The organism is Pseudomonas sp. TE12234 (assembly GCF_054061835.1).
The window spans coordinates 72611-94875 of record NZ_JBSSEP010000011.1 but is presented as its reverse complement, the minus strand read 5'-3'; the positions used below and the strand labels follow the sequence as shown (position 1 = coordinate 94875).

General features: G+C 59.0%; 19 protein-coding genes and 1 tRNA gene. 7 read left to right on the top strand and 13 right to left on the bottom strand.

Annotated features, from left to right (window positions below; genetic code table 11):
* Positions 1 to 74: 74 nt before the first annotated feature.
* The 10 genes from hbdH to ACVWYU_RS18195 form a co-directional block, all read right to left on the bottom strand.
* Positions 75 to 848, bottom strand: coding sequence for a 3-hydroxybutyrate dehydrogenase (hbdH, locus tag ACVWYU_RS18240; RefSeq protein WP_090322663.1), 774 nt, complete (start codon positions 846 to 848; stop codon positions 75 to 77).
* 7 nt (positions 849 to 855) lie between these two features.
* The gene (locus ACVWYU_RS18235) at positions 856 to 2247 is read right to left on the bottom strand and encodes a GntP family permease (RefSeq protein ID WP_457373331.1); all 1392 of its coding nucleotides are present in this window, start codon (positions 2245 to 2247) and stop codon (positions 856 to 858) included.
* 288 nt (positions 2248 to 2535) lie between these two features.
* The gene (locus tag ACVWYU_RS18230) at positions 2536 to 3951 is read right to left on the bottom strand and encodes a sigma-54 interaction domain-containing protein (protein WP_457373330.1); all 1416 of its coding nucleotides are present in this window, start codon (positions 3949 to 3951) and stop codon (positions 2536 to 2538) included.
* A 160-nt stretch (positions 3952 to 4111) separates the two neighbouring features.
* Entirely contained in the window at positions 4112 to 5689 is a 1578-nt protein-coding gene (locus ACVWYU_RS18225) for an ABC transporter ATP-binding protein (protein ID WP_457373329.1), read from the bottom strand.
* 13 nt (positions 5690 to 5702) lie between these two features.
* The gene (locus tag ACVWYU_RS18220) at positions 5703 to 6725 is read right to left on the bottom strand and encodes an ABC transporter permease (protein WP_090322654.1); all 1023 of its coding nucleotides are present in this window, start codon (positions 6723 to 6725) and stop codon (positions 5703 to 5705) included.
* Positions 6725 to 7786, bottom strand: a complete 1062-nt coding sequence (locus tag ACVWYU_RS18215) for a microcin C ABC transporter permease YejB (protein WP_457373328.1) — start codon at positions 7784 to 7786, stop codon at positions 6725 to 6727. Before ACVWYU_RS18215 ends, ACVWYU_RS18220 begins: the two co-directional genes overlap by 1 nt.
* Positions 7786 to 9654, bottom strand: a complete 1869-nt coding sequence (locus tag ACVWYU_RS18210) for an extracellular solute-binding protein (RefSeq protein WP_457373327.1) — start codon at positions 9652 to 9654, stop codon at positions 7786 to 7788. Before ACVWYU_RS18210 ends, ACVWYU_RS18215 begins: the two co-directional genes overlap by 1 nt.
* A gap of 134 nt (positions 9655 to 9788) precedes the next feature.
* On the bottom strand, positions 9789 to 10070 hold the full coding sequence (locus tag ACVWYU_RS18205) for a peptidylprolyl isomerase (RefSeq protein ID WP_007984657.1): 282 nt from the start codon (positions 10068 to 10070) through the stop codon (positions 9789 to 9791).
* A gap of 106 nt (positions 10071 to 10176) precedes the next feature.
* Complete coding sequence (locus ACVWYU_RS18200) at positions 10177 to 11058, bottom strand: esterase/lipase family protein (RefSeq protein ID WP_247257426.1); 882 nt, start codon at positions 11056 to 11058, stop codon at positions 10177 to 10179.
* Between the two features lie 317 nt (positions 11059 to 11375).
* Positions 11376 to 12464: a 3-deoxy-7-phosphoheptulonate synthase gene (locus ACVWYU_RS18195; protein ID WP_457373326.1), complete on the bottom strand. Its 1089-nt coding sequence runs from the start codon at positions 12462 to 12464 to the stop codon at positions 11376 to 11378.
* Positions 12465 to 13100: 636 nt separating this feature from the next.
* On the opposite strand from ACVWYU_RS18195, the gene ACVWYU_RS18190 reads away from it, so the two are divergent.
* The 6 genes from ACVWYU_RS18190 to ACVWYU_RS18165 all read left to right on the top strand — a co-directional run bounded on the left by ACVWYU_RS18190 (position 13101) and on the right by ACVWYU_RS18165 (position 17627).
* On the top strand, positions 13101 to 13859 hold the full coding sequence (locus tag ACVWYU_RS18190; RefSeq protein ID WP_457373325.1) for a carbon-nitrogen hydrolase family protein: 759 nt from the start codon (positions 13101 to 13103) through the stop codon (positions 13857 to 13859).
* Positions 13859 to 14302, top strand: a complete 444-nt coding sequence (locus ACVWYU_RS18185) for a GNAT family N-acetyltransferase (RefSeq protein WP_457373324.1) — start codon at positions 13859 to 13861, stop codon at positions 14300 to 14302. Before ACVWYU_RS18190 ends, ACVWYU_RS18185 begins: the two co-directional genes overlap by 1 nt.
* Before the next feature lie 126 nt (positions 14303 to 14428).
* Positions 14429 to 15070 carry a response regulator transcription factor GacA gene (gene gacA, locus ACVWYU_RS18180; RefSeq protein WP_008015884.1) on the top strand — a complete coding sequence of 214 codons (642 nt, stop codon included), beginning with the start codon at positions 14429 to 14431 and terminating at the stop codon, positions 15068 to 15070.
* A 1-nt stretch (position 15071) separates the two neighbouring features.
* On the top strand, positions 15072 to 16895 hold the full coding sequence (uvrC, locus tag ACVWYU_RS18175) for an excinuclease ABC subunit UvrC (protein ID WP_090327357.1): 1824 nt from the start codon (positions 15072 to 15074) through the stop codon (positions 16893 to 16895).
* 32 nt (positions 16896 to 16927) lie between these two features.
* A complete protein-coding gene (gene pgsA / locus ACVWYU_RS18170; protein WP_247257430.1) occupies positions 16928 to 17488 on the top strand; it encodes a CDP-diacylglycerol--glycerol-3-phosphate 3-phosphatidyltransferase in 561 nt (186 codons plus the stop codon).
* A gap of 63 nt (positions 17489 to 17551) precedes the next feature.
* Positions 17552 to 17627, top strand: a tRNA-Gly gene (locus ACVWYU_RS18165).
* Between the two features lie 399 nt (positions 17628 to 18026).
* On the opposite strand, the gene ACVWYU_RS18160 is transcribed toward ACVWYU_RS18165, so the two are convergent.
* From ACVWYU_RS18160 to ACVWYU_RS18150, 3 genes are all read right to left on the bottom strand, one after another.
* The gene (locus tag ACVWYU_RS18160; protein WP_457373323.1) at positions 18027 to 19166 is read right to left on the bottom strand and encodes an FAD-binding oxidoreductase; all 1140 of its coding nucleotides are present in this window, start codon (positions 19164 to 19166) and stop codon (positions 18027 to 18029) included.
* A gap of 1 nt (position 19167) precedes the next feature.
* Positions 19168 to 20241, bottom strand: coding sequence for an aromatic ring-hydroxylating dioxygenase subunit alpha (locus ACVWYU_RS18155; protein ID WP_457373322.1), 1074 nt, complete (start codon positions 20239 to 20241; stop codon positions 19168 to 19170).
* 71 nt (positions 20242 to 20312) lie between these two features.
* Complete coding sequence (locus tag ACVWYU_RS18150) at positions 20313 to 21089, bottom strand: ABC transporter substrate-binding protein (protein ID WP_247257433.1); 777 nt, start codon at positions 21087 to 21089, stop codon at positions 20313 to 20315.
* 212 nt (positions 21090 to 21301) lie between these two features.
* On the opposite strand from ACVWYU_RS18150, the gene ACVWYU_RS18145 reads away from it, so the two are divergent.
* Entirely contained in the window at positions 21302 to 22255 is a 954-nt protein-coding gene (locus tag ACVWYU_RS18145) for a LysR substrate-binding domain-containing protein (protein ID WP_247257434.1), read from the top strand.
* The last annotated feature ends 10 nt before the right edge of the window (positions 22256 to 22265 follow it).

The window sequence follows — 22265 nt, the reverse complement described above, 5'->3', positions numbered from 1 at the left end:
CTTCTTATTCATGAATTCAAACGGGCATTTGTAACGAGGGAGCGACCTCCCTCGCCACAACGGGCAGCGGTGCCTTACTGCGCCAACCAGCCACCGTCTATGTTCCATGCCGCACCGCGCACCTGACTGCCCGCTTCGCTGCACAGGAACAGCACCAGTTCCCCCAGTTGCGGCGGCGTCACGAATTCCAGCGATGGCTGCTTTTCGGCCAGAAGATCATGCTGTGCCTGTTGCGGATCAATCCCGGTGGCGGCGCGGTCATCGATCTGCTTCTGCACCAGCGGTGTCAGCACCCAGCCAGGACAAATGGCATTGCAGGTGACGTTGCTGGTGGCGGTTTCCAGGGCGACCACCTTGGTCAAGCCGATGACCCCGTGCTTGGCCGCGACATAAGCCGCTTTGCCCACCGAGCCGACCAGGCCATGCACCGAAGCAATGTTGATCACCCGGCCCCAGCCCTTGGCGCGCATGCCCGGCAGGCTCAGGCGAGTGCTGTGGAACACCGACGACAGGTTGATCGCGATGATCGAATCCCAGCGCTCCACGGGGAACTCTTCCACCGGCGCCACATACTGGATGCCGGCGTTGTTGACCAGAATGTCGATGCCACCGAATTCCCGTTCGGCATAGGCAATCATCTCGGCGATCTGTGCCGGGTCGCTGACATCGGCCGGGTGATGGCCGACCTTGCCGCCGTACTGCGCCACTTCGGCTATCACCTGGGAGGCGTCGCCAAAGCCGTTGAGGATCAGGTTGGCGCCGGCCTTGGCCAGGCTGAGGGCGATGCCCAGGCCAATGCCGCTGGTGGAACCGGTAACCAGCGCGGTCTTGCCCGAAAGAGTCGTCATGAATACCTCACACAATGCCAGTGGCGTAGAAAGTGCCGATCACCACGAAAACCGCCAGGGTCTTGATCAGCGTAATACAGAAAATATCTTTGTAAGCTTCGCGGTGGGTCAGGCCGGTGACCGCCAGCAGGGTGATCACCGCACCGTTGTGCGGCAGGGTGTCCATGCCGCCACTGGCCATTGCGGCCACGCGGTGCAGCACTTCCAGCGGAATGTTGGCGGCGTGGGCGGCGGCGATGAATTGTTCGGACATGGCCGCCAACGCAATGCTCATGCCGCCCGAGGCCGAACCGGTGATGCCGGCCAGCAGGGTCACGGTGATCGCTTCGTTGACCAGCGGGTTGGGAATGCTCTTGAGCCAGTCGGCCAGGACCAGAAAACCCGGCAGCGAAGCAATGACCGCACCGAAGCCGTATTCCGACGCGGTGTTCATCGCCGCCAGCAACGCACCGCTGACCGCGCTTTTACTGCCTTCGGCGAGTTTGCTGCGGATCGCCTGGAAGCCGAACGCCAGCACCATGACGATGCCCACCAGCAGCGCCGCCTGCACCGCCCAGATCGCCGTCAGTTTGGCAATGTCGGTGGTCACAGGCGCCGCCATGCCCGGCAGCGCGAGGCTGTGGGTCTTGCCGTACCACTGGGGAATCCACTGGGTGAACAGCAGGTTCATGATGCCTACGGCCAGCAGCGGCGAGAGGGCGATCCATGGGTTGGGCAGCTTTATGTCGGCGGCGGTTTCCGGCTCGTTGCGCAGTTCGGTGCCATAGCCTTCACCAGCGCGCTGGGCCTTGTTGCGCTGGCGCTGCAGAAACAGCATGCCGGCGCAGAACACGAAGATCGTGCCGATCAAGCCCAACCAGGGCGCGGCCCAGGCCGTGGTGTTGAAGAAGGTGCTGGGAATGATGTTCTGGATCTGCGGGGTGCCGGGCAGGGCGTCCATGGTGAAGGAGAACGCGCCGAGGGCAATCGTCGCCGGAATCAGGCGCTTGGGGATGTTGCTCTGGCGGAACATTTCAGCGGCAAAGGGGTAGACCGCGAACACCACGACAAACAGGGACACGCCGCCGTAAGTGAGCAGGGCGCAAACCAGCACGATCACCAGCATCGCCTGGCGAGTGCCCAGCAAGCGAATGGCCGCGGCGACGATCGAGCGCGAGAAACCCGACAACTCGATCAGCTTGCCGAACACGGCACCGAGCAGGAACACCGGGAAATACAGTTTGATGAAACCGACCATTTTCTCCATGAACACGCCGGTGAACGCGGGCGCGACAGCAGAGGGGTCGGTGAGCAGAACGGCGCCGAGGGCGGCGATCGGGGCAAAAAGGATAACGCTGTAGCCACGGTAAGCAGCCAGCATCAACAGCGCGAGGGCTGCCAAGGCAATGATCACACTCATGGTGTGTCTCCTGGGTTGTTATTTTTGTAGGGTGGATCTTTTGTAGGAGAGCGCTATAGCGAATTGTGTGCCAGATGCTTAAGTGTCTGAAATATATGGAGATATTAGGGTTTTCTTTGGGCTGGGTTCGGGCGGATGTCTCTGTTTTGAGATTTTTGTTTACTGGGCCGACCTCATCGCGAGCAGGCTCGCTCCCACAGTTGATCGCATTCTTGCTTTCGATCCAATAAACCTGTGGGAGCGAGCTTGCTCGCGATGGTCTGTCTAACAACGGAGATTCGAGTCTCTTTATTGAGACTCCGCAATCCCCAACGCCAGCATCTTCTTGTACAGCGTAGATCGCCCTAGCCCCAGCCGCGCCGCCGCTTCAATCACCTTGCCCCCGCATTGCGCCAGGGTGGTCTCAATCAATTGCCGATCAAAGCGTGCCCGGGCAGCGTTGAAGGTCTCATGCTCCACCGGTTCGACTGGTGCCAACGCCATGCGCTGCACGGGTGTAAACGTCCCGATTGCCGCGCGGATATCCGCCACCGTGAGCCGCAGGTCGTCACTGAGCAACGCGGCCCGTTCCAGCACGTTGCGCAGTTCGCGGATATTCCCTGGCCAGGCATGCTGCCCCAGCAGTCCCAAGGCCTCGCCGTTGAGTTCGTGCTGGCTGCGCAGCTCCTCAAGGATCGCTTCGCTGAGGGCGGGCAGGTCGTCGAGTCGGTCGCGCAGCGGCGGAACCTGGATGGGCAGGACGTTGAGGCGGTAATACAAGTCGGCGCGAAATTCGCCGCGTTTGATGGCGGCTTCCAGATCGGTTGAAGTCGCGGCAATCACCCGAACATCGCTCTGGATCACGTCGTTGGAACCTACCGGTTCGAATTCCTTTTCCTGCAACACCCGCAGCAGTTTGCTTTGCAGCGGCAGGGGCATGTCACCGATCTCGTCGAGAAACAGCGTCCCGCCCTGGGCGATCTGCAATTTGCCGGCACGGGCCTTGCGGTCGGCGCCGGTAAAGGCGCCGGGCGCGGTGCCGAAGAATTCGGCTTCCAGCAGCGATTCGGGGATCGCTGCGCTGTTGATGCTGACAAACGCCTTGTGCGCGCGCGGCGAAGCATTGTGGATTGCCTGCGCCAGCAGTTCCTTACCGGTGCCGGTTTCACCGAGCAGCAACACCGGCGAATCGGTACTGGCGCTGCGGCGGGCGCGGCGTTTGACTTCCAGGCTGGCGGCGCTGGTGCCGATGAAATGGGCGAAGTTGTATTTGGTCTGCCGCGCTCGCAACAGTGAGCGCGTCGATGCCAGTTCTTCCTGCATGCTCATGTAGCGCTTGAGCATCGGCGACAGGCTGCGCAGTTCGTCGAACAGGGCAAAGCCGATGGCGCCGATCACCTCGCCGGAATCGTCTTGAATCGGCAGACGCATGACCACCAACGGTTCTTTGGGGGTGTCCTGCATGTCGAGCAAAATCGGGCGTCCGGTGCGCACCACTTCGCGTAACAGGCTGCCGGGGATCACGCTTTCGCAGGCCTTGCCGATCGCATTGTGCGCCGATTGCAGGCCGAAACGCTTGGCGTAGCGCTCGTTCATCCACACGATATTGGCGTCGCGGTCGACAATCACCGTGCCCTCGCTCGACTGCTCGATGATCTCGAACAATGAGCGGATCGCCAGCAGCCGTACACGCTGGTAGTCCTTGAGGCTTTCGGTGGTGTTCATGGGTGCAGATCCTGATGGTGTGTTGTCAGTGCCGGCCCTATCGCGGGCAAGCCCGCTCCCACAGGGTATGAGGCTACCGCTGAATTCGGGCGCAACACAAAATCTGTGGGAGCGGACTTGCCCGCGATGGCGGCGACCCGGTCTATCGACATGCGCCGGATCATGCCTGCCCCGTATGCGCCGCCGCCAACAGCTCCTTGGTATACGGGTGCTGCGGCGAATCGAAAACGTCGTGGCTGGCGCCGCTCTCGACGACCTTGCCGTCCTTGACCACGATCATGTCGTGCGCCAGGGCGCGGACCACGGCCAGGTCATGGCTGATGAACAGGTAGGTCAGGCCATGTTTTTCCTGAAGCTGGCGGAGCAGGGCCACCACTTGCTTTTGCACGGTGCGGTCCAGGGCCGAGGTCGGTTCGTCCAGCAGGATCAACGCCGGTTTCAGCACCAGTGCCCGGGCGATGGCAATGCGTTGACGCTGGCCACCGGAAAACTCGTGGGGATAGCGATGGCGGCTCTGCGGGTCGAGGCCGACTTCTTGCAGTGCCCGTATCACTTCGGCTTCGCATTCGTCGGCGCTCAACTGGCTGTGCACTTCCAGGCCTTCACTGATGATCTGTGCCACGGACATCCGTGGGCTGAGGCTGCCGAAGGGGTCCTGGAACACCACCTGCATTTTCTTGCGCCATGGCCGCAGCTGTTTCTGCGTCAAGCCATTCAATGCGTGACCCTGGAAGTGAATACTGCCCTCGGAGTCGAGCAGGCGCAGGATGGCCTGGCCGAGGGTGGATTTGCCGGAACCGGATTCGCCTACGATGCCCAGGGTTTTGCCGCGCTGGACATTCAGGCTGATGCCGTCCACGGCCTTGAGGTAAGTCTTGCGCTGAAACAACCCGCCGCTGACGGCAAACTGCACCCGCAGGTCCTGCACCTCCAGGACCTTTTCGCGCTCGTCCCGGGGCAGGGCTTCGCCTTCCGGCTCGGCATTGAGCAGGATGCAACTGTAAGGGTGCTGCGGTTCGGTGAAGAGCGTTTCGCAGGGCGCCTGCTCGACGATTTCCCCGGCCTTCATCACGCACACCCGCTGGGCGATGCTGCGTACCAGGTTGAGGTCGTGACTGATCAACAGCAATGACATGCCCAAGCGTTGTTGCAGGGATTTGAGCAGCAGCAGGATCTTGCGCTGCACGGTCACATCCAGGGCCGTGGTGGGTTCGTCCGCAATCAGCAATTCCGGTTCGCAGGCCAGGGCCATGGCGATCATCACCCGTTGACGCTGTCCGCCGGACAGTTGATGGGGATAAGCCTTGAGCCGCTCCTTGGGTTTCTGGATGCCGACCAGATGCAGCAACTCCAGAATCCGCGCTTGCGCCGCCTTGCCGGCCAGGCCCTTATGCACCAGCAGGGTTTCGCCGATCTGCTTTTCGATGCTGTGCAGCGGATTGAGCGAGGTCATCGGCTCCTGGAAAATCATCGCGATGCGGTTACCGCGCAACTCGCGCAACACCCTGGAAGGGGCGCCGAGCAGTTCGCGGCCTCGATAGCGGATGCTGCCACGGCTTTCGGTGCCGCCCTCGGGCAGCAATTGCAGGATCGAGTGGGCGGTCACCGATTTGCCGGAGCCCGACTCGCCCACCAGCGCCAGGCATTCGCCGGGGCGGATGTCCAGACACAGATTGCGCACCACAGTCTGGCCGCTGAAGGCCACGCTGAGGTCACGGATTTCGATCAGGTTGGTCATATCAATATCCGCATCAGGATCGGGGATCGAAGGCGTCGCGCAGCGCTTCGCCAATGAACACCAGTAACGAAAGAATCAACGCCAGGGTGAAAAACGCCGTCAGCCCCAGCCATGGCGCTTGCAGGTTCTGCTTGCCCTGACCGATCAGTTCGCCGAGGGAGGCGCTGCCCGCGGGCATGCCGAAACCGAGGAAATCCAGTGCCGTCAGGGTGGAAATGGCGCCGGTGAGAATGAACGGCAGGTAACTCAACGTCGCGTTCATGGCGTTGGGCAGGATATGCCGCACGATCACCTTGCGATCGCTTAGCCCCAGCGCCCGGGCGGCCTTGACGTATTCAAGATTGCGCCCGCGCAGGAATTCGGCACGCACCACGTCCACCAGCGCCAGCCAGGAAAACAGCGCCATGATCCCCAGCAACCACCAGAAATTCGGTTCGACGAAGCCCGACAGGATGATCAGCAGGTACAGCACCGGCAACCCGGACCAGACCTCCAGCAGCCGCTGACCCATGAGGTCGACCCAGCCGCCGTAGTAGCCTTGCAGGGCGCCGGCAGCGATGCCGATCAGCGCGCTGACGAATGTCAGCATCAAGGCAAACAGAATCGACACCCGCGCGCCGAAAATAACCCGTGCCAATACGTCCCGCGCCTGGTCGTCAGTGCCCAGCCAGTTCACGCTCGTGGGCGGGCTCGGAGCCGGTTTGTTCAGGTCATAGTTCGGCGTGTCGTCACTGAACGGAATGGGCGGGAACAGCAGCCAGCCTCCGTCCTTCTTGATAAGGTTCTGCACGTAGTCGCTGCGGTAGTCGGCCTGGAACGGCAGTTGCCCGCCGAACTCCTGCTCGGTGTAGCGCTTGAGGGCCGGGAAGTACAACGAGCCCTGGTAACTGACGATCAACGGTTTGTCGTTGGCGATCAGTTCGCCACCCAGGCTCAACATGAACAGACCGACAAACAGCCACAGCGACCACCAGCCACGACGGTTCTTCTTGAAGCGTTCGAAGCGACGACGGCCCAACGGCGAGAGCTTGAACATCAGGCGTTCCTCGCGGCGAAGTCGATACGCGGGTCGACCAGGGTGTAGCACAGGTCACCCACCAGTTTTATCAGCAGGCCGAACAAGGTGAAGATGAACAGCGATCCGAACACCACCGGATAGTCCCGCGAAACCGCCGCTTCGTAGCTCATGCGGCCCAGGCCGTCGAGGGAAAAAATCACTTCGATCAGCAGCGAACCGGCAAAAAACACGCTGATAAACGCCTGAGGAATCCCCGATACCACCAGCAGCATCGCATTGCGGAACACATGGCCGTACAGCACGCGGCGCTCGCTCAAGCCCTTGGCGCGGGCGGTGACTACGTACTGTCGGGTGATTTCGTTGAGGAATGAGTTTTTGGTCAGGATCGTCAGGGTTGCGAAACCACCGATCACCAGTGACGTCACTGGCAGTACGAGGTGCCAGAAGTAGTCGACGACCTTGCCCAGGGTCGACAGCGACTCGAAATTGTCCGAGACCAGCCCGCGCACCGGGAACCAGTTCAGCGACGTGCCCCCGGCGAACACCACGATCAGAAACATCGCGAACAGGAACGCCGGCATCGCGTAGCCGATGATGATCGCAGTGCTGCTCCAGATATCGAAATGGCTACCGTGGTGCACGGCCTTGCGGATGCCCAGCGGGATCGACACCAGGTAAGTGATCAACGTCGCCCACAGCCCGAGGGAGATGGTCACCGGCATTTTTTCCAGGATCAGGTCGGTGACGGTGGCGCCACGGAAGAAGCTCTTGCCGAAGTCCAGGCGCGCGTAGCTGGTGAGCATCAGCCAGAGGCGTTCGTGGGCCGGCTTGTCGAAACCGTATTGTTTTTCGATGTCCTTGATCAGTTGCGGATCGAGGCCGCGGCTGGCCCGCGAGCTGCCGCTGGAGGCTTCGCGGGCGCCACCGCCGACACTGACCCCGCCGATGCCTTGCAGGTGGGCGATGGCCTGTTCGACCGGCCCGCCGGGCGCGGCCTGGACGATCACGAAGTTGACCAGGAGGATGATGATCAGCGTCGGAATGATCAGCAGCAGGCGCCGCAGTATGTAAGCCCACATCAGTGTGGTCCTCCGGGTCTGCCACGGCGGATGCGCTCGGCGGTCATCTGCTGGTTGGTCAGTGGCGTGGTGCTCACTTCCCACCAGCTCTCGATGGCTTCGTCATTGCTCGCTTGCACGTCGGGTATGCCAAAGCGATTCCACCACACGGTGGAGGTGCCCGGCGGGTAGTAGTTGGGGATCCAGTAGTAGTTCCACTGCAACACCCGGTCCAGGGCATGGGCGTAGCGCAACATGTCAGCCTGGGTGTTGGCGCGAATCAGCCCGCTGATCAGGGTGTCTACGGCCGGGTTCTTCAGGACCATGTAGTTGTTGGAGCCGGGGTCGGTGGCCGCCGCCGAGCCGAAATAGTTGAGCAGTTCGCCTCCCGGAGAGGTGGTGACCGGGTAACCCGTGACGATCATGTCGTAGTCGCGGCTCATCAGGCGATTGACGTACTGCGAGGAGTCGATGCGGCGGATGTTCATGTCGATGCCGATCTGTTTCAGGGTGCGCTTGTAGGGCAGCAGCAATCGGTCCATGCCGTTCTGGCTGACCAGGAAGGTGAAGCTCAGCGGCTCCCCGTCAGCGTTGACCAATTGATCGCCATCCGGTTTCCAGCCGGCCTGTTCCAGCAGGTCCAGGGCCTGCAGCTGCTTGTCGCGGATCACGCCACTGCCATCGGTTTTTGGCGCTTCGAACACGGTGGTGAACACTTCGTCGGGAATCTGTCCGCGCAGTGGTTCGAGAATCGCCCGTTCGCCAGCGTCCGGCAGTTGCCGGGCGGCGAGGATGGTATTGGAAAAGAAACTCTGCTGGCGGATGTACATGTTGCGCATCATCTGCCGGTTGCTCCATTCGAAATCCCAGAGCATGGCCAGTGCCTGACGCACCCGGCGATCCTGGAACATGGGCTTTTGCAGGTTAAACACAAAGCCCTGGCTCGGTTGCGGCGCTTCGGTGGCCAGATGTGCTTTTTGCAGGCGACCGTCGCTCAATGCCGGACTTTCATAACCGATGGAGTAACCGGTGGCGGAAAACTCGCGGTTGTAATCATAGGCACCACCGCGCAGCACCTGGCGCGCGACATCGGTATCGCCGAAGTACTCGATGCTGAAATGATCGAAGTTGTAGAGGCCGCGGCTGACCGGCAGGTCCTTGCCCCACCAGTCGGGGTTGCGCTCGAAGGTGATACTGCGGCCGGAGTCGACCTTGCTCACTCGATAGGGTCCGCTGCCCAGTGGTGCCTCGTAACCGCCGCCACCGGCGAAGTCGCGGGTCTTCCACCAATGCTCGGGAAACACCGGCAAGGTCGCGATGTCCAGCGGCAGCGTGCGGTTTTCGTTGTTTTTGAAGTTGAAGCGAATGGTCAAGGGCCCCTCGACCTCAACGCCCTTGACGTCTGCGAATTGGGTGCGATAGCGCAGGCTGCCCTGGGTCATCAGCAGATCGAAGGTGTAGCGCACGTCTTCGGCAGTGATCGGCTTGCCATCGGCGAAGCACGCCTTGGGGTTCAGATAGAAGCGCAGGGACAAACCGTCATCGGAGCGCTCCATCTGTTGCGCCACCAGGCCGTATACGGTGTAGGGTTCATCCAGCGAACGCTGGGCCAGAGGCGAATAGATCAGGCCGTCAATCTGTGAGACGCCTATGCCTTTGTCGATGTACGGCAATACATGATCGAATTGCCCGATTTCGATCGCCGAACGACGCATGGTGCCACCCTTGGGGGCTTGGGGGTTTGTGTAGGCAAAATGGCTGAAGCCGGCAGGGTATTTGGCCGGTTCGCCATAGACGGTCAACGCATGTTGCGGTGCGGCATTCACGCCTGCGGCGCCCAACAGCAAGGCCACGGCAGTGAATATTAAAGTCGGGAAAGCCAGTCGCATTGTCAGCCTTAGAGCCGGGTGGTCGTTAACGACAATTTGTACGCTAGAGGCGCGTCCCTCGCCAGCCTGTTACGTGTCGCAAACGCAACGGCCCACCAAAAGGCGGGCCGTTGCGCGCAGAGCTCGGGTGTCGATCAGTCCTGACGGCTGGTCACTTCCAGCAAGTGGTAGCCGAACTGGGTCTTGACCGGACCTTGCACCACGTTGATCGGTGCGCTGAACACCACGGTGTCGAATTCCTTGACCATCTGGCCTGGACCGAAGGAACCCAGGTCACCGCCCTGGCGGCTGGAAGGGCAGGTGGAGTTGGCTTTGGCAACTTCGGCGAAGTCTGCGCCAGCTTCGATTTGGGCCTTGAGTTCGTTGCACTTGGCTTCGCTGGCAACAAGGATATGACGGGCAGTGGCTTTAGCCATGGGAAAATGCTCCTTTCAATATTCGGTAAAGTGTTGAGCCTACCGGATTCGGTAGGCTATTTCTCCTCAAAGTTCCCTTCGAGTCGCCTGGACGGCGGTGTGATGGTCAGAGACCGGCTTTTTTAAGACGTTCGGCGTGTTGTACATAGAGGTCGACGGGGTCGACTTTCTTGCCGATCTGAACAGCGGGCTGGCGGAGCGTGCCCAGATGGTCCAGCGCATGGTCGGAGCGGATGACAGTGCCCAGATGGGAGCTGTAGCGGCCGACCATGCCATCGTTCTGCGCCGCTTCGGTGGTGAAATATTGAGAGAAGGCCCGCAAGAAACCGTGCAGTGGATCAAGTGCATGGGCTCCCTCGTCCAGGATGTTTCCCTGAAGGATGCCGCTCCAGGAGTAGTAGCGTACGCCGTTGACCAGTTCGCGCCCCTTGCCGCCCCAGGTTCTCGGCAGCCCCTGGGGGTACTTTTCATTAAAGGCGCCCACGCCTTCGGTGGTCAGGGCGTTCAGAGCGGCAATGGCATTTTGCGGCAGCTGACGATTGCCGCTGATTAACGAGAGAAAGTCTGCGAACAGGTTCACGATCGTCTCCGCCACCTGTTCCGGCAGACGTCCGGGCGTTAATGCCTTGCGCAGGTAGTCGGCCAGTTCCGAGCCGTGGTTGGGGCCACTGACCGATGTCACCGAAGCCACGGCGTATGGTGCAACCGCTCCCGCGTAGCGCGCGGCGAGTGCGCCCTGACTGTGACCGATCAGGTTGACTTTATTCGCGCCAGTCCCTTCCAGAACCCGTTCGATCTGCGACAGCAACTGCTCGCCCCGCGTTTCGTTGCTGTGGGTTGCCGACAGGTGCGGCACGAACACCCTCGCGCCAGCGTTGCGCAGCGCTTGCTTGATGTCATGAAAGAGCTCGAAGGTGCCGATTCGCTCGAAGCCGAAGAGCCCGTGGACCAGCAGGATAGGATATTGAGTGTCTGCATTCCGTTGCATGTTCATACCTTATTTCAGCCTTTCAGGGAGGTGATTGGTGCCTCACTCTAAAGCACTCCAACGCCTCGGCGATGTATGAAAAAGCCGCGCTAACCTGATGAAAACGGAATAGAAGCAGTATGAGAGTTCGGATGTGGATGAGGTCTGGATCGGAATGTCCGGCCATCCATTCAACCCGCGCCGAGTGCGTTTGAATAAATGACCTACCTGTCGCCAGTCGTTTTTCCGTGCCGTCGAGGGAGGTCGCGATATCGGTGGATGCAGCGAATCGCCACCGCCGACCAGTTCCCGAATGAAAACTGGTCGGCGGGCGAGATTCATGCCAGTGCTTGAATGCCGCGCTTCACGCGCAGGCGTCCTGCTGCCTGACGCAGTAACTCCTCTGTTCCGTTCCAGCCCAGGCAACCGTCGGTGACCGAAACGCCGTATTTCAGCGACGGGCTCAGTGGCTGGCAGCCTTCGAACAAATGACTTTCGATCATCATGCCGATCAGCGAACGATCACCTTGCAGGCGTTGTTCAAGTACATCGTTGAACACTGCCGGTTGGCGCAGCGGATCTTTTGCGCTGTTGGCATGGCTGCAGTCGACCATGATCCGTGCCGGGATCTTCAGCCGGGTCAAATCACCGTGCACCCTGGCGACGCTGGCCCGGTCGTAGTTCGGCCCGCCATGACCGCCGCGCAATACCAAGTGAGTGTCCGCATTGCCCGGGGTCTGGATGATCGCCGGATGTCCCTGGCTATCGACGCCGAAATGACGATGCGGATGCGCTGCCGAGCGCATGGCGTCGCTGGCGACCCCGACTCCGCCGTCGGTGCCGTTCTTGAAACCGACCGGCATGCCCAGGCCGCTGGCCATTTCGCGATGGATCTGCGATTCCGTGGTGCGGGCGCCAATGGCCACCCAGCTCAGCAGGTCGTCGAAGTAACCGGCAGCCATGGGCTGCAGCAACTCGGTGGCAACCGGCAAACCCATGAGGAGCATTTCGCGCATCAGTTGACGAGACAGGGTCAGGCCGCCGGCCATGTCGTCGCTGCCGTCCAGGTGCGGATCATAGGCCAGGCCTTTCCAGCCGATGGTGGTCCGGGGTTTTTCGACGTAGGCACGCATCACCAGGAGCATCTCGTCGCTGACGTCGGCGGCGAGTCGAGCCAGTTTGCCGGCGTATTCGAGCGCAGACTCAGGATCATGGATCGAGCAGGGGCCGACGATGACCAGCAGACGGGAGTCTTCACCGTCGAGGATCGCCCGAACCGCCTGGCGGTGGGCTGCGACTTGCTGGGTCAGGGCGCTGGTGAGGGGCAATTGCTGTTTGAGTTGCAACGAGCTTGGCAGACGCAGGGTCAGCGCTTCATTGGCAGGACTCAGGGTAGACAGTGGCAGAGCAGAGACGGACGAATTCATGTTCAGGCTTCCTGGGCGGATGGCGGGTTGTTCCCGCGCACTCGGCCCTACTGGGGTGTTCGACAGTTGGCCGGATTGGCTACGTGTGTGTGCTTGCCACCTGTGGGTGACCGATCGGAGGCGGCAGGCTGTCCCGAGCGGAGGGTGGTAAATCGCCAGGCGGTAAAGCTGTCGTAACGGTAATAAGTGGCGTAGTTCATTGCGTTGATCCTCAAGTTGTCGGGTGTCGCTAAAAGTGTTTGGGGCTGTTTGTTCCGGGCCAGAAAAACAAAACCCCCGGTCGGGAGGCCGACCGGGGGTTGAGAATTCTCTGGTGGCGACCCGTTTAAAGTGGGCGCCGTGTGGGTATCAGGCGCGCCAGTGGCTAAACCAATACCCAAAATAAAAGCTTACCGGAGCACACATGTCGTTCACCCGGGCAGCCGCAACCGAGCGCAGGGCGCTGACGGTACTAAGCGGTGAGAGGGCGTTGATCATGGTGTGTCTCCGATGGATTGCCCGAGCTTACTAGAGCCAGGCACTAGGATTCAATCAGAAATTGCTATCGATGATTCAGGGCATTTTCTATCACTTGAGCGCGCTGGAGGTTGTGACACACTCTGCGCTCTCGAAAACATCACGTCATAAGGATGGAACATGCCGCCTCTGATCATCGCCGCCGCGCAATCGTCTTCCATTGCCGGCGACCTTGCGGGCAACATCGCCCGGCATCAACGCTTCATAAAGGTGGCTGCCGAGCAAGGCGTGCAATTGCTGGTGTTTCCGGAGTTGTCGTTGACCGGTTACGAGCGCGGGGTCGCGGCTGAGTTGGCGCTCGCGCCGGACGCTGCCGCGTTGCAACCACTGCGTGATTTTGCGCAGGAAGTCGGGGTGACGACGGTGGTCGGGATGCCGATTCGTCTGTCGGACACTGCTCCGGTATTGATCGGAGCGCTTGTGATGGGCGCCGACGGTTCACTGGGGGTTTATAGCAAGCAGCATTTGCACCTGGGAGAAGAAGTCGCATTTGCACCTGGATATGGCGGCGAGACGCTGCTTGTCGGTGCCGATACCATCGCCCTGGCGGTGTGTGCAGACTTCACCCATGCTTCCCATGCCGCTGCGGCGGCAGAGCAGGGTGCCGATGTTTACGCTGCCGGGGTGCTGATCACGGAGAAGGGCTATGGCCCGGATACGGGGTTGTTGAAAGGCTATGCGCAAACCCATTCGATGGTCGTGCTGATGGCTAACCATGGGGGTGCCACGGGAGGTTGGGAATCCGCAGGGCGCAGCGCAATCTGGTCGGCGAACGGTTCGTTGGTTGCTGCGGCGCCGGGTACGGGCGACTTGATAGTCATTGCTCGTCGCGATGTTGACGGCTGGAGCGGACAAGTCGTGTCGGTCATGGAGGCTTGATGGGCTTCGAATGGTGCGCGGCGAATGCGGGTGATCTCGATTTCGCCCGCGACCTGACCCGCAGCAATATGCTGCGCTATTACATCCGGTATGACCTTTTATGGCAGGACGAGGCGTTCGATGTCGCCTGGGCGGGGCGTGAAACCCGGATCATCATGCATGACGACAGTCGAGTGGGTTTTGTCAGCCTGAGTCGGGATGCCAGGGCCCTGTACATCCGCGAACTGCACATTGTCGAAACGCACCGGGGGCAGGGCGCTGGTTCCTGGGTGATCGATCAGGTATTTGCCATGGCTCGCCAGGAACGACGCCCGGCATTGCGCTTGACGGTCTTTGAAAATAATCCGGCGCGAACTTTGTATGAAAGAAAGGGCCTACACGTGGTGGGCACGGACGGATGTTTCCTGAGGATGCAGCGCGATGTCGATGCATCGCATCGCTGAAACACGCATGCCACAGGCCTTTCAAGATGAATTGAAACTTTTTATATAGCGCTTGGCGCTAGGTCTGCCAGTTGCTTTTTGCTAAGGTGTCGGCAACCCAATAAGACCATATCGCGAGGTGTCTGCTTGATTAGGGTTCTAGTAGTCGATGACCATGATCTCGTTCGTACAGGCATTACACGAATGCTGGCTGACATCGATGGCCTGCAAGTAGTCGGCCAGGCCGAGTCGGGGGAGGAATCCCTGCTCAAGGCGCGTGAGCTGAAGCCTGATGTGGTATTGATGGATGTCAAAATGCCCGGTATTGGCGGTCTCGAAGCCACTCGCAAATTGTTGCGCAGTCATCCGGACATCAAGGTCGTAGCCGTGACCGTGTGCGAGGAAGATCCGTTCCCTACACGGCTGTTGCAGGCCGGAGCCGCCGGGTACCTGACCAAGGGCGCCGGGTTGCCGGAAATGGTCCAGGCCATCCGCCTGGTGTTCGCCGGGCAGCGCTATATCAGTCCGCAGATCGCCCAGCAGTTGGCGATCAAATCCTTTCAACCGACCAACGACTCGCCCTTCGATGCCTTGTCGGAGCGTGAAATCCAGATCGCGTTGATGATTGTCGGTTGCCAGAAAGTCCAGATCATCTCCGACAAGCTGTGCCTGTCGCCGAAGACCGTGAATACGTACCGTTACCGCATATTCGAAAAGCTTTCGATCAGCAGTGACGTCGAGTTGACGCTGTTGGCGGTTCGTCACGGCATGGTCGATGCCAGCCTCTGAAATGACTGATAATTTTGATCCCGGCGCCTTTCTGTCGACCGTCAGTGGGCGTCCCGGTGTGTATCGCATGTTCGACAGCGATGCCCGCCTGCTCTATGTCGGCAAGGCCAAGAACCTCAAGAATCGCCTGTCCAGTTACTTCCGTAAAACCGGTCTGGCACCCAAGACCGCTGCGTTGGTGGCGCGAATCGCCCAAGTCGAAACGACCATCACGGCCAACGAAACCGAAGCCCTGTTGCTTGAGCAGACGTTGATCAAGGAATGGCGTCCGCCGTACAACATCCTGCTGCGTGACGACAAATCCTATCCTTACGTTTTCCTTTCCGACGGCCAGTTCCCGCGCTTGAGCATCCATCGCGGCGCGAAAAAGGCCAAGGGCAAATATTTTGGTCCTTACCCCAGTGCCGGCGCCATTCGCGAAAGCCTGAGCCTGTTGCAGAAGGCCTTTTTCGTCCGGCAGTGTGAAGACAGTTACTACAAGAATCGTACGCGGCCTTGCCTGCAATACCAGATCAAACGCTGCAAGGCGCCTTGTGTCGGCCTGGTGGAGCCGGAGGTGTATGCCGAAGACGTGCGACACTCGGTGATGTTCCTGGAAGGCCGCAGCAATGCACTGAGTGACGAGTTGTCCGCTGCAATGGAAGAGGCGGCGATCAATCTCGAGTTCGAACGCGCCGCAGAATTGCGTGACCAGATCGCATTGCTGCGTCGGGTACAGGATCAGCAAAGCATGGAAGGCGGGACGGGCGATGTCGATGTGATCGCGGCGTTCGTCAATCCCGGCGGTGCCTGCGTTCATTTGATCAGCGTGCGCGGTGGGCGAGTGCTGGGAAGCAAGAACTTCTTTCCGCAGGTCGGTATTGAAGAGGACGTTTCCGAAGTCATGGCGGCGTTTCTCGGCCAGTATTTCATCAGCAGCCCGGAACGCGACTTGCCGAGCGAGCTGATCGTCAACGTGGTTCACGAAGACTTCCCGACACTTATTGCGGCCATCGTTGAGCTGCGCGGTCGCGAACTGACCATCAGTCACCGGGTGCGTGGCACACGAGCGCGCTGGCAGCAATTGGCAGTGACCAATGCCGAACAGGCACTGGGCGCGCGCCTGGCCAACCGCCAGCACGTTGCCGAGCGCTTTGAAGCCCTGGCGCAGGTGCTGAAACTGGACGAACCGCCTCAGCGCCTTGAGTGCTACGACATCAGTCACTCCAGCGGCGAGGCGACCGTCGCCTCCTGCGTGGTGTTCGGCCCTGAGGGTCCGATCAAGTCCGACTACCGCCGCTACAACATCGAAGGCGTTACCGCGGGCGATGACTACGCGGCGATGCACCAGGCGCTGACTCGGCGCTTCAGCAAGCTGAAAGACGGGGAGGGCAAGCTGCCGGACATTCTGCTGGTGGATGGCGGCAAGGGGCAGTTGTCCATGGCGCGCGACGTGCTCAATGAGTTGGCGGTGCCGGATCTGATCCTGCTTGGCGTGGCCAAGGGGGCGACGCGCAAGGCCGGTTTCGAAACCCTGTACCTCAATGATGCCGCTCACGAGTTCACGTTGCGCGGTGATTCCCCCGCGCTTCATTTGATCCAGCAGATTCGCGACGAAGCTCACCGTTTTGCTATCACCGGGCACCGCGCCCGCCGTGGCAAAACCCGGCGTACGTCTACACTGGAGGGCGTTGCCGGCGTTGGACCGACACGTCGCCGCGATTTGTTGAAACATTTTGGTGGATTGCAGGAGCTGTCTCGTGCCAGCATCGACGAGATCGCCAAAGCACCCGGGATCAGTAAAAAGCTCGCAGAGTTGATTTATGCAAATCTGCACAGCGAGTAGAATGCCACCTCACCTCGTAGCCAGTTGTGCCGATGAATATCCCTAATCTGATTACCGTTCTACGCGTCCTGCTCATCCCGATCTTCATTTTACTGTTCTACCTGCCTTACCAATGGAGCTACGTGGCATCAGCCTCTGTCTTCGCATTTGCCGCTGCCACGGACTGGCTGGACGGGTACCTGGCCCGCCGTCTGGAGCAAAGCACGCCGTTCGGGGCTTTTCTCGATCCCGTAGCCGACAAGTTGATGGTTGCCGTTGCATTGGTGCTGCTGGTGCAGGAACACGGCAACCTCTGGCTGACGCTGCCGGCTGCCGTCATCATCGGTCGCGAAATCGTCGTCTCTGCCTTGCGAGAGTGGATGGCGGAACTCGGTGCCCGTGCTCACGTCGCGGTGTCGAACCTGGGCAAGTGGAAGACCGCCGCGCAAATGCTGGCGCTGGTTATCCTGCTGGCCAATCCATCGGATTTCAGCTTCTGGGTCCTGATGGGGTATGCCTTGCTGATGGTGTCTGCAGGCCTGACTTTGTGGTCCATGGTCCAATACTTACGGGCGGCGTGGCCACATCTGAAGACGGACGTTGAAAGGAAATAAAACTTTTTTGAATCAAGGGGTTGACGGGGCTTCCAGATTCTATAGAATGCGCCACACCAAGACGCGGGAATAGCTCAGTTGGTAGAGCACGACCTTGCCAAGGTCGGGGTCGCGAGTTCGAGTCTCGTTTCCCGCTCCAAACATTGTCTGGCAGCGCTTCATTGAAGACTGCAAGGCTAAAAAAGAAAGAGGCTTAGGCCTCTTTTTTTTCGTCCGGCGAATTCTATCGGTTTCGGCCAGCCATGCATTTCAAGTACATCAATCAGTACGTTGAAATCCGGGTTTGCGCTTAGCAGCGTCCAGATAGATAAAGCATTGCCGGATCCTTACATCTCTCCTCATTTGATCGAGACGAGGCTGCAGGCTGCAGGCGAGGAGAAGACCCTCAGATGACGGTAACTCACCGCAACCTTTCCTTTGAATTGACGAAGTCGGTAGCACCCAATTGTTTGGCGGTCTCGAGCTTCGCTGGATTGATATCCGCCTCCACGACCCCACCGGCCTCGACCTTGAGCGGTGGTGATCGTAATAGGGCATATCACCGCCGAAAATCCACCGTTACTGCAGTGGTCGGCCGTGTGCAACAAAGCAAAATATTGCCGTCTTCAGGAGTGTCCAGCGGCGTTTCGAAATACTCGACGGAACCTTCACGGAGGGTGACCTGACAGGTATTGCACAGACCGGCCCGGCAGTTGAATGGCGGCGTCAGACCGGCCTCTTCAGCAAGTTCGAGAAGTGATTGGCAGTTCTGATTCCAGACCACACGGGTGCCCGTCGGAAGAAACTCTACGATCGGTGCACCTTCAGTTGTCCCGGTCGGCGTCTTGGGCTCGGTTACCGCGGGTATTGATGACGTCACTGGTATGACGTCGTCTTCTTCGAGGATGGTCGCAGGGCCGAAGAATTCATAATGGATGCGCTCGCTGGCGATCCCAAGGCTGCGTAGCAGGCGCCAGTTCGCCTGCATAAAGAGCCTGGGGCCACAGAGGTAGATGTCGTAGTCATCCAGCGGAAGCAGCTGTTGCAAGGTATCCCGGTTGACCAGGCCCTGGCTGTGAAAGACATCATTGGCCTGGTCGTCGGCATCAGGGTTACGGTAGCAGAAGTGCACGCTGATCCCTGGGCGACGGCTGGCCAGTGACAACACCTCGTCACGAAAAGCATGCACTGCACCATTTTCACAGGCATGAATGAAATACACCGGCCGCGACGAACGATTACTTAGTTGATGAAGCATGCTCAGCATCGGCGTGAGTCCCACGCCACCACTGAACAGCACCACGGGCCTCGAACTCTCTTCGTCCAGCACGAAGGTACCCGTGGGGCCAGCGATCTCGAGTAAATCGCCGACCTGCACATGGTCGTGCAGGTGATTGGAGCCTTGGCCTGGCGGCAGTTCGGGTCGGTCGAAAGGTGCAGGTTCGCGCTTGACCGAAATGCGTATGCGCGACCTGTCGTTAGCGTCCCCGGAGAGACTGTAGTTGCGCAGCACCTTGACACCGCCGTCCAGCATGAGGCGAACGATGAGGTACTGCCCCGGGCGAAAGCCAGGGTTGGAAACGCCATCGACCGCAGTCAGGATGAAGGAGGTGATGACGGCGCTTTCTTGTGTCTTCTCAATCACCCGGAAGGACTTAAAGCCCAAAGAGGAAGTCTGAGGTTGTAGTTGAGTGCCCATCTCATGCCTCCGTCTTTTGTTCCGCGGTGTGTTGTTCGGTCAGCGGAATCAAGCTGCCATGCTGTTCCTGAGCAATTAACTTACTCAGGTTTCGACGAAAACGTAGCGGCCCTGAATCGGAGGCAAGATCGATGTTGGGACTGCGTTTATTGGCCATGCCCTTGTGTACGGCACTGAGAACTACTCGATCTTCGGCGAAGGCGTGGCGCACGTCTTCGTCAAACTGGCGGGAAACATCTTCGTTTTCGGTATCGAAATTACGCACCTGGAACCAGTAGTAACGCGTGTTCGATTCGTCGATGGGTGTCATGAAGTTGTAGGAATTCATGAGGAACACATGTTCGTGCAGTGCACCTTCGTCGGAACCTGTCCCTGCCGGGGTGAACAAGGCCTTGATAATGGCCTGTGCAGGGTAGTGCACCTCATAGTGCTGCTTGCGATCGCAATTGCCTTTGAACTTGACGAACTTGGCATAAAAAGGTGCCACTTCGACATCGCGCATCCAGCGAGAAACTATCACGCCGGCATCGGTTACTGTCGTTTGCAGCGGTTCTTCTGCACAGGCAGAGTTACCAAAAGAGGATTGATGCACCCACGCTACATGAGCCGGATCGAGCAGGTTGTCGGTCATGTACAGGTAGTTGCAAGGAATGACCATGCTATCGCCACGATTGAGTCCCCATGCCGGGTCCCCCCATTCCGGCACATGGCAAATTTTCGTTTCGTCTGCCAGTTCGAGATCACCCATCCAGATCCAGATCAAACCGTAGCGTACTGCCAGAGGATAACTGCGAACCTTGGCTCCTTGTGGGATGCGTCGGCTACCAGGAGCATGCACACAGCTGCCAGAGCAGTCGAAGGTCAGTCCATGATAGCCACACTCGATGTCATCCCCCTTGCGACGGCCCATCGACAACGGGAGCTTGCGGTGTGGACAGGCATCTTCGAGGGCTACCGGTGTGCCGTCACTCTTGCGGTAAAGCACCACGGGTTCATTAAGAAGGGTGACGGGATACAACTCTTCGCCTAACTCAGCTTCACTGGCAGCTACATACCATGCGTTTCGTAAAAACATGGGCTCTCTCCCTATTATTTTGTTGTTGGCCTTTTGCAGGCGAGCGATGGTTAACGACCTTTGCTCATGCTTCATTCATAAATATCGAAGGTGAAGTACTTCTTCTGAATCGCGTCGTAGGTGCCGTTTTTGTGCATTTCCGCCAGCGCGCCATTGATCGCGTTAATCAGGTCCTGGTCTTCCTTGCGCAGGCCTATCGCGATTCCACTTCCTAGTAGCTTTTCGTCTTGAACGGTATCGCCCGCAAAGGCAAAACCGGTGTTTCTGGGTGTTTGCAAAAAGCCGATATCCGCAACTACCGCATCAGTCAAGGTGGCATCGATACGACCGCTGACAAGGTCTGGGTACAGTAGATCCTGGTTCGTGTAAGAGACCATGGTGACACCGTGCGGCGCCCAGGCGGCTCTAACGTAGGCTTCCTGGGTGCTGCCTTGGGCCACGCCGATTCGCTTGCCCTTGAGCGACTCTACGGTGGGAATCAGACCGCTGTCGGACTTGGCGATGAGACGATTGGGTGAGTTGTAAAGCTTGTCAGAGAACGCGACATTTTCTTTGCGCTTTTCGTTAACGGTCATCGCCGAAAGGATGCCGTCAAACTTTTTCGCCTTGAGTGCCGGGATGATGCTGTCGAAAGCGATTTCAACCCAGACACACTTAGCTTTGAGTTGAGCGCAAATAGCGTTACCGAGATCAATATCGAAACCGACCAATTGCCCATCTGGTGCTTTTGATTCGAAGGGTGCAAATGTCGGGTCTACACCGAATCGAATGACACTGAGGTCTTTGGCCTGGACGCCGGTGGAAGCGGAAGCGAATGCGAATAAAGCCGCAAGGACAAATTTTTTCATTTTTATTTTCCTTTGTCTGTCATAGGGTTTTGCGCTGTATGTTGTTTGAGCAACGTTATGGCCGTTGCCTGACTGTGTTGTTCAGTGCCTTCGGAGCCGGCAGTGACAGGACCAGAATACGAGAGTCTGAATATTCGAAAAGATGTTAAAAACTGTTGCTTCGTGTAGCTGAGCTAAAGTATTAATCGGCGAGTTCGTTACTAGAGACGCTTATGAACAGCTTGCCTTCCCTGCGTGCTTTACAGGTTTTCGAGGCCGTAGGCCGCTATGGTGGAATTGTCGAAGCTGCAAGGCGCCTCGGCATCTCTGCCGGTGCCGTCAGTCAGCAAATGCGCTTGTTGGAAGACAGTCTGGGTTTGAGCTTGACCTTCAAAGTAGGCAAGCGCATTCGCTTGACGGCGGCGGGCCAGCGATATCACGACAGCTGTGTGGCAGCGTTTGAAATACTGCGCATTGCCCAGGTAGACGTCGAGAGGTCGAAGAGCGCCAGCAACTTACGCATCAGTGCATTGCCCTCCTTATTGTCAGATTGGTTGGCGCCGCTTATTTACACTTGGCAGAGCGATCACCCCGAACTCAATCTCTTCCTCGACGGCAGTCATGCGGAACCCGCGCCCGATGGCTACGAAATCGATTTTCGGGTCACTTACGGGGACTATGAGTCTACCGAGCACGCTATTGAACTGTTCCGCGATTGCGTCGTTCCAGTCTGTAGTCCAACTATGTTGCGAGCCGATGCACCGCTAAGGACTCCGGCCGACTTGCTGGCCTATCCACTGTTGTCGATTGACTGGTTGCCGAAGTTCGCCTCTCCGCCCTCGTGGCGTGATTGGTTCAGCGCCCAAGCAGTCGACAGTTCACAAATACGCGATGGCTATCGTGTCTATTCGTTGTCATCAATGGCTGTTCAGGCTGCGATATCGGGACAGGGCGTAGTGTTGGCGCAATGTTCAATGATCACCGATGCGTTAACGGATGGGCGTTTGGTAATGCCATTCGCCCAGGCGCTGCAATTGCCTTCATCCTATTTTTTGGTCGGGGCCAAGGATGTTTTCGACAAGGCACACTGCCGCGATTTCCATCGATGGCTGGTAGCGCGTGGGCGGGATCAGATGGCAATCAATGAGCAGCTGTTGACCCGATCAGGGGCTCAAGTAGAAGAGTGACACACAGGGT